Source organism: Streptomyces johnsoniae (assembly GCF_031845565.1).
Classification (GTDB): domain Bacteria; phylum Actinomycetota; class Actinomycetes; order Streptomycetales; family Streptomycetaceae; genus Streptomyces; species Streptomyces johnsoniae.
Window position 1 is genome coordinate 1 of record NZ_JAVREV010000038.1, and the last position, 8,751, is coordinate 8,751.

Consider the following 8,751-nt stretch of genomic DNA (forward strand, 5'->3'; position numbering starts at 1 on the left):
AGAATGAGGACCCGGGGGCGTTGGCGGACACGTTGCAGATCGATGACGAGCGGTTGCGTGAGGTGTTGCCGGCTCTGTCGACCTGGCGCCGTCGTCACCGCGAACAGTCACACGCCGACTCCTACCGCTATCAGGCCGTCTGGCGGCAGGTCAGCGAGTCGGACGCCGCCGTTCTGTCCGGCACCTGGCTGGTGGTCACACCGGTCGGTGTCGGTGACGAGGATGCGGCAAGTCTGCTCCGCGCCCTGTCCGACCGTGGGGCCACCCCGGAACGGCTCGACGTGACCCTCGAAGACGTGAACCGGGCGAAGCTGGACCTCAGGCTCGACGAGATCGTCGGCGCGGGCGCCGATCTGTCCGGTGTCGTCTGCCTGTGGCCGATCGACGACACGCCACACCCCGATCTGCCAGGGCACAACGTGGGCAGCGCCGGGACCCTGGCGCTGGTTCAGGCACTGCATGGCCTGAGGATCGAGGCACCGCTGTGGGTCCTGACCCGGGGAGCGGTCACCACCACCGGCTCCGATCACCTCACCAGCCCCGAACAGGCGCAGGTATGGGGCTGGGGCCGGGTCGCGGCTCTGGAGCTCCCCAGCCACTGGGGCGGCCTGATCGACGTGCCGGAACGGCTGGACGGCCGGGCGCTGCGCCGCCTGTGCCAGGCCCTCGGCGACCCGAACGGTGAGGACCAGCTCGCCATCCGGCCCGCTGGGCTCCTCGCCCGACGGATCGTGCGTGCTCCTCTCTCCCACCGGACGCCGTCGCGCCGCTGGACTCCGCGCGGCACCGTGCTCGTAACAGGGGGCACCGGGAGCATTGGCAGTCATCTGGCCCGCTGGGTGGCCCGCAACGGCGCCGAGCATGTGGTGCTCATCAGCCGGAGCGGCAGGAACGCCCTGGGCGCACCGCAGTTGGAGGCGGCGCTCACCGAGCTGGGCGCCCGGGTGACCATCGCCGCCTGTGACGTCACCGACCGGGAGGCGCTGACCGCCCTGGTGCGTCAGGTCGAGGCCGAGGGACCGCCGGTTCGTGCCGTCCTGCACACGGCGGCCTATACCGAGCTGGAGACGCTGGCCGACATCGAGCCCGCCTCTTTCGCCGAGGTGTGCCGGGCCAAGGTGCTCGGAGCCCAGCATCTCGACGAGCTGTTCGATCAGGACACGCTGGACGCGTTCGTGCTCTTCTCGGCCATCGCCTCGTTCTGGGGCAGCGGCGAGCATGGCGCTTACGCCGCCGCGAACGCCCAGCTGGACGCGCTCGCCGAGGCGAGGCGCGCCCGTGGCCGTACCGCCACCTCCGTCTCGTGGGGCGTGTGGGACGCCGCGAACGACTGGGATGAGCGCAACAGCGAGATCCGGGCGCTCAAGAGCGAGAAGTCCGGCAGGCACGGCCTGCCGCTGCTGGAAACGGGACTGGCCTTCTCCGCCCTCCAGCAGTCGCTCGATCACGACGAGACGATGGTCGCCATCGCTGACGTGGACTGGGAGCAGTTCACCACCCTGTTCACGATGGCTCGGCCCAGCCGTCTGATCTCCGAGATCCCGGAGGCACAGCAGGCGCTGACGGGCCCTGCCCCGGCCGGGGAACCAGGTGAACAGGGACAGCTGGCCCACCGGCTCGCCGGGGCGACCCGGGCCGAGCAGGAGCACCTGCTCCTCGACCTGGTCCGCTCTCAGGCCGCGCAGGTCCTGGGCCACGGGGCCTCGGGCGAGGCCATCGAGACCGACCGGACGTTCCGCGACATGGGCTTCGACTCGCTGACGGCAGTGGAACTGCGCAACCGGCTCAACACGGTCACGGGGCTGCGCTTGCCGGCCACGCTGGTCTTCGACCACCCGAACGCCGTGGCCCTGGCGGTCGGCCTGTGCGGCCAGCTGGTGCCCGACCAGGATGCCGAAGAGCAGGCGGTCCTGGACCAGCTCGCCCAGCTGGAGTCGGCGCTGTCCGCGCTGAGCCCCGACAGCGAATCCCGGGCCCAGGTGGCCAAGCGCCTGAGGAACCTCCTGTGGAGCTGGGACGAGGCGAAGCCCGGCGACGCCCAACCGGGCGGGGAGGACGTCGGCGAGATCGACATCGCGTCCGCCAGCGCCGACGAGCTGTTCGGTCTGATCGACAAGCGGCTGGGACGTTCCTGAGCCGTCCCACCAAGCCTCGCCGACCTTTGTTCCTGAGTGGAGAAACCGACGATGTCCAACGCCCCCAGCTCACCGTCCACCGAGCAGAAGCTCTTCGACTACCTCAAGCAGGTGACGCAGGAACTGGAGCGGACTCAGTCGAAGCTGAGCACCCTGGAAGCCAGGGACGAAGAGCCCATTGCCATCGTCAGCATGGCGTGCCGTTACCCGGGCGGTGTCCGTTCACCCGAGGATGTCTGGCGCGTGGTGGCAAACGGTGAGGACACGGTTGGAGCGTTCCCTACCAACCGCGGTTGGGATCTGGAGCATCTTTTCGACCCGGACCCGGAGAAGGAGGGCAAGACCTACGTCACCCAGGGCGCGTTCCTTGAGGGCGCCGACCAGTTCGACCCCGGCCTCTTCAAGATCTCGCCGCGCGAGGCGCTGGCCATGGACCCGCACCAGCGGATCCCGCTGGAGCTGGCCTGGGAGGTATTCGAACGGGCCGGCATCGACCCGCTGTCCACCGTCGGCGCCGACATCGGCACCTTCCTGGGCACCAATCCGCTGGAATACGGCGGCGCGGTCTCCGGGCACAACGAGGGCTTCGAGGGATACGTGGTCACCGGTATGGCGCCCAGCGTCGTCTCCGGGCGGGTGGCCTACACTCTCGGTCTCCAGGGGCCGGCCATCACCGTCGACACCGCCTGCTCCTCGTCCCTGGTCTCCCTGCACCTGGCGGTGCAGTCCCTGCGGCGCGGCGACTGCCGCCTCGCGCTGGCGGGTGGCGTCACGGTGATGGCCACCCCCGTGATCTTCTCCGGCTTCAGCCGCCAGGGCGGTCTGTCCCGCGACGGCCGCTGCCGCGCCTTCTCCGCCGACGCCGACGGAATGGGGCTGGCCGAGGGAGCCGGGATGGTTCTGGTCGAGCGGCTGTCGGACGCGCGGCGCAACGGGCACCCCGTCCTCGCCGTCCTGCGCGGCTCCGCGATCAACCAGGACGGCGCGAGCAACGGGCTGACGGCGCCCAGCAGTGCCGCCCAGCAGAAGGTCATCGAGGCCGCCCTGGCCGATGCCCGGCTCGCCCCCGAGCAGGTGGACGCCGTGGAGACGCACGGGACCGGCACCAAGCTCGGTGATCCGATCGAGGCCCGTGCCCTCATCGCCGCCTATGGCGAGAACCGCCCGGCCGACCAGCCGCTGTGGATCGGCTCGCTGAAGTCGAACGTCGGCCACACCCAGGCCGCGGCCGGGATCGCCGGCGTCATCAAGACCGTGATGGCGCTGCGGAACCGCGTCCTGCCCAAGACCTTGCACGTCGGGGAGCCAAGCCGGGAAGTGGACTGGTCCTCGGGCGTGATCAGTCCGCTCACCGAGGCGCGGCCCTGGGCCGGCCGGGGCGGCCCGCGCCGGGCCGGCGTCTCGGCCTTCGGCGTGAGCGGCACCAACGCCCACATCATCCTTGAGGAAGCCACGGACGAGGACGCGGCGGCGGACGGTGAGGTCGTCCCGCACACCGGCGAGCCGGTGCCGTGGGTCGTCTCCGGGCACACCGGCGCGGCGCTGCGCGCCCAGGCCGGCCGGCTGCGCGTCCACCTCAGTGAGCGTCCGGACGCCGATCTCGCGCACGTCGGCTGGTCCCTCGCCAGCGCCAGGGCGGCGTTGGACCACCGTGCCGTGATCGTCGGCTCCGACCGGGAGAGTTTCCTGGGCGCGCTGGCCAGCATCGCCGACGGCGCTGAACCCGGTCCCGACACCGCCCTGGGCGTCGTGAGCCAGGGGGCCGCCCGTCCGGTCTTCGTCTTTCCCGGCCAGGGCGCCCAGTGGTCCGGAATGGCCCTCGGCCTGGTGACCGCTTCGTCCGCCTTCGCCGCATCCATGGCTGCCTGTGCCGAGGCACTGAAGCCGTACGTGGCATGGGACCTCCTGGAGGAGCTGCGCGGAGACCTGAGCCGGGTGGACATCGTCCAGCCGGTGACCTGGGCGGTGATGGTGTCCCTCGCCGAACTCTGGCGCTCGTACGGTGTGGAGCCGGCGGCCGTGGTCGGCCACTCCCAGGGCGAGATCGCCGCCGCCGTCGTCTCGGGGGCCCTCTCCTTGCAGGACGGCGCGAAGATCGTCGCGCTGCGCAGCCGCATCATCGGGGAACGGCTCGCCGGTCACGGGGCCATGGCCTCGCTTGCCCAGAGCCGCGAGCAGACGCTCGCCCGCATCCAGGCGTGGGAAGGCAGCTTGGCGGTCGCCGCGGCCAACGGCAGCAACTCCACCGTCGTCTCGGGCGATCCGGAAGCCCTGGAAGAATTCGTCGCCGCCTGCGAGGCGGAGGACATTCGTATCCGCCGGATTCCCGTGGACTACGCTTCGCACTCCGCCCAGGTGGACTCCATCCGCGAGGAACTGCTGAGCGAACTCGACGGGCTCCGGCCGCGTGCCTCCGAGATCCCGTTCTACTCCACGGTCGAGGCCGCCCTGATCGACACCACCGCCCTCGACGCCGACTACTGGGTGCGCAACCTGCGGCAGACCGTCGAGTTCGAAAAGGTTCTCCGGCTCCTGCGGGAGGGCGCGCACTCCTTCTTCATCGAGTCGTCCCCGCACCCCGTCCTGGCCATGGCCGTCGAGGAGACCCTCAGCCCGGGCGTCGTCACCGTGGGATCGCTCCGCCGTGAGCAGGGAGGCAGCGAACGATTCCTGCTGTCGCTGGCCGAGGCCCAGGCGAGCGGTGTGGCTGTGGACTGGGCCCCGGCGTTCGAGCGGCCCGCGATCGTCGAACTGCCGACCTACGCCTTCCAGCACGAGCGCTACTGGCTCAAGACCTCGGGTGGCGAGAAGGCGGCCGTTCCCGTGGACGAGACCGAGTCCGCGTTCTGGGAGGCGGTCGAGAGCGCGGACCTCTCCTCCGTCACCACGACCCTGGGCGTCGGAGAGTCCGCCACGCTGCCCGACCTGTTGCCCGCTCTCTCCTCCTGGCGGCGCGAGCACCGCGAGCGATCCGCGGTGGACGGCATGCGGTACAACGTCGCCTGGCGGCCTGTCGCCCAGGCGGAGCACACGACGCTCACCGGCACCTGGCTGCTCGTCGTGCCGGCCTCGCACGCCCGGGACCCCTACCCCGGGGGCGTTCGCAAGGTCCTGGAGAAGGCGGGCGCCGATGTCGTCCTGCTGGAGGTCGGCCCGGCCGACGCCGACCGTGAGCGGCTCGGCACGCTTCTGCGCGAGAGGGCCGGCGGGAACGCCGAGCCGGTCGGGGTGCTGAGCCTGTGGGCCCTGGACAATACCGCGCACCCGGCCCAGCCCGTGCTCCCGGTCAGCACCTTGGGCACCATGACCCTGATCCAGGCCTGCGCGGACTCCGGGCTCGTGAGCTCCCTGTGGTGCGTCACCCGTGGCGGCGTCGCCGTCGATGACCGGGACGCGCCCGCCGACCCGGTCCAGGCCGAGATCTGGGGCATCGGCCGCGTGGCCGCCCTGGAGGAGACCCGCATGTGGGGCGGGCTCGTCGACCTGGCGCCCGGCGCGGACGAGCCGGCACTCGGGGAACTTCTTCAGGCACTGCGCCGCACGGACGGCGAGGACCAGATCGCGTTGCGCTCCGCCCGGATCTTCGCCCGCCGCATGGTGCATGACGCGCTCGGCAGCCGCGGACCCGTCGGCGTCTACAAGCCCCGCGGCACGGCTCTGGTCACCGGCGGTGGCGGCGCGATCGGCCGTGTACTGTCCCGTTGGCTCGCCCACAACGGCATCGAGCACCTGGTGCTCGTCAGCCGCAGCGGCTCCAGCGGTGCCGGCGCCGCCGAGTTCGAGCAGGAGCTGAACGACCTGGGCGTGCGCGTGACCAACGCGACCTGCGATGTCACCGACCACGACGCCCTCGCCGCACTGGTGCGCCAGGTCGAGGCCGACGGGCCGCCGATCAGGACCGTGGCACACCTGGCCGCGCTCGTCCTGCTGAACCCGATACTCGGGGTCACACCGGAGGAGTTGGCCGAGTCCTACGACGCGAAGGTCATCGGCGCGCAGAACCTCGACCGCATTTTCGACCGCGACACTCTGGACGCATTCGTCCTCTACTCCTCCATCGCATCCCTCTGGGGCAGCGGCAACCACAGCTCCTACGCGGCCGCCAACGCGCACCTCGACGCCCTGGCCTTCCAGCGGCGCGCGCGTGGACTGGCCGGAACCTCCGTGGCATGGGGTGTCTGGCGGCCCGTCAACTACCACGAATTCCTCACGGAGGAGGAAATCGAGCTACGGAACACCCTCAGCGCCCGCGCCCAGTCGCAGGGCCTGCCGTGGCTCGACCCCGACCTCGGCGCTGCCGGTTTCAAGCAGGCGCTGGACAACGACGACACCTACGTGGCGATGGCCAACATCGACTGGGAGCGCTTCGTCTCCCTCTTCCTCATGAACCGGGACAGCCGACTGATCAGCGAGTTGCCCGGCGCCATCGCCGCGGGCCGCGAGCCGGGGGCGAAGGACGGGAAGGCGGAGGACGAGGGCGATGTCTCCGAACTGCGCGGGCAGCTCGCCGGCCTTTCCCCGGCGGAGGTCGACAGCCACCTGCTCAAGCTGGTGCGCAACCACGCCGTCGCCACCCTCGGCCACAGCAGCACGGACGCCATCGAGCCGCAACGCGCCTTCCGGGACCTCGGGTTCGACTCGCTGACCGCTGTGGACCTCCGCAACCGCCTGAGCCGGGCCACCGGCCTCACGCTGCCGTCCAGCCTCGTCTTCGACTACCCCACGCCCCAGGCGTTGGTCGCGATGGTGCGGGCGGAGCTCTTCCAGGAGCAGGAAATCACGCCGGATTATGTGCACACGCAGATCGACCAGATGGAAGCCGCCCTGGGCTCGGTGACCGCCGACGCTCTCGAACGTGATGCCATCGCGAAGCGGTTGCAGACCCTTCTGGCGCAGTGGCAGCCCACGGACACAGCCGCCGAGGAGGGCATCTCCTCCGTGGCCGATCAACTGGAGTCGGCCACCGACGACGAGATGTTCGAGTTCATCCGCAGGGAGTTCGGCAGCCAGCCCGGCCCCGCCTCCTGAACCGCTCACGACATCCGACTTCTTCACCCTCTGAACGACTCTGCGGGAGACCCCCATGGCGAACAACGAGAAGACGCTCCGTGACTACCTCAAGTGGGTGACGGCGGATCTGCACGAGACGCGTCAGCGTCTGCGGAACGTCGAGGAGGCCAGTCAGGAGCCGATCGCCATCGTCGGCATGGCCTGCCGTTACCCTGGCGGCGTCACCTCCCCGGAGGACCTGTGGCGCCTGGTTGCCGACGGCGTGGACGCCATCGGGGGTTTCCCGACCGACCGAGGCTGGGACCTCGACGGCATGTTCGACCCCGATCCGGAAGTTCCGGGCAAGTCGTACGTCCGTGACGGCGGTTTCCTGTACGAAGCGGCGCAGTTCGACCCTGACATGTTTGGGATCAGCCCGCGCGAGGCGCTGGCCATGGACCCGCAGCAGCGGCTGCTGCTGGAGACCGCCTGGGAGCTGCTGGAGCGGTCAGGAACGGACCCGACCTCTGTGCACGGGCAGCGCATCGGCACCTTCATCGGGGCCTCCAGGCCGGACTACGCGCTCGACTTCAGCAAGGCGCCCGAGGGCCTGGAGGGCCACCTGTTGACGGGGTGTTCCCCCAGTGTCATCTCCGGCCGGATCTCCTACACCTTCGGCCTCGAAGGACCCGCGGTCACCATCGACACTGCCTGTTCCTCGTCGCTGGTCGCCATCCACCTGGCGGTCCAGGCGCTGCGGCAGAACGACTGCACGATGGCGATGGCGGGTGGCTCGGCCTTCATGACCGTGCCCGACGGATTCATCGCGTTCAGCCGGCAGCGCGGCTTGGCCCCCGACGCCCGGTGCAAAGCATTCGGCGCGGGCGCGGACGGCATGGGCCTGGCCGAGGGCACCGGTCTGCTGCTGCTCGAACGGCTCTCGGAGGCGCGGAAGAACGGGCACGAGGTGCTCGCCGTGATCCGCGGCTCCGCCGCCAACCAGGACGGGGCGAGCAACGGCCTCAGCGCCCCCAATGGTCCTTCCCAGCGCCGGGTCATCCGGCAGGCCCTCACCAGCGCGCGGCTGTCGGCCGGGCAGGTGGATGTGGTGGAGGCGCACGGGACGGGGACCAAGCTGGGTGATCCGATCGAGGCGCAGGCTTTGCTGGCCACTTATGGTCAGAGCCGGTCCGGTGACCGGCCGCTGTGGCTTGGGTCGGTGAAGTCGAATATCGGTCACACGCAGGCTGCGGCCGGTGTGGCGGGTGTGATCAAGATGGTCATGGCGATGCGTCATGGTGTGCTGCCCAGGACCCTGCACGCCGATGAGCCGACCCCGCACGTGGACTGGTCGTCTGGTGCGGTGGATCTGCTGACGGAGGCCAGGCCGTGGGTGAAGGACGGTGAGCCGCTGCGTGCGGGCGTGTCCGCTTTCGGGATCAGCGGCACCAATGCTCACGTGATCATCGAGTCCTTCGATGGGACGGAGGGCGCGGAGGCGGCCGGTGCCGCCGGGCCTGCCGGCGAGGTCCGGTCCGTGGCCGGGCTGCCGGGTGGTGTGGTGCCGTGGGTGCTCTCGGGTAAGGACGAGGGTGCGTTGCGGGCGCAGGCGGCGCGGCTGCGGGAG

3 protein-coding genes are annotated in these 8,751 nt (G+C 70.6%); all 3 read left to right on the forward strand.

Translation table 11 applies throughout. The features are described 5' to 3' along the window. Positions 1–2,135, forward strand: a 2,135-nt coding sequence (locus tag RM779_RS33075) for an SDR family NAD(P)-dependent oxidoreductase (RefSeq protein WP_311621501.1), incomplete at its 5' end; no start/stop codon positions are given. A gap of 51 nt (positions 2,136–2,186) precedes the next feature. After that, positions 2,187–7,163: a type I polyketide synthase gene (locus RM779_RS33080; RefSeq protein ID WP_311621502.1), complete on the forward strand. Its 4,977-nt coding sequence runs from the start codon at positions 2,187–2,189 to the stop codon at positions 7,161–7,163. A 55-nt stretch (positions 7,164–7,218) separates the two neighbouring features. Then, positions 7,219–8,751, forward strand: a 1,533-nt coding sequence (locus tag RM779_RS33085) for a type I polyketide synthase (protein WP_311621503.1), incomplete at its 3' end; no start/stop codon positions are given.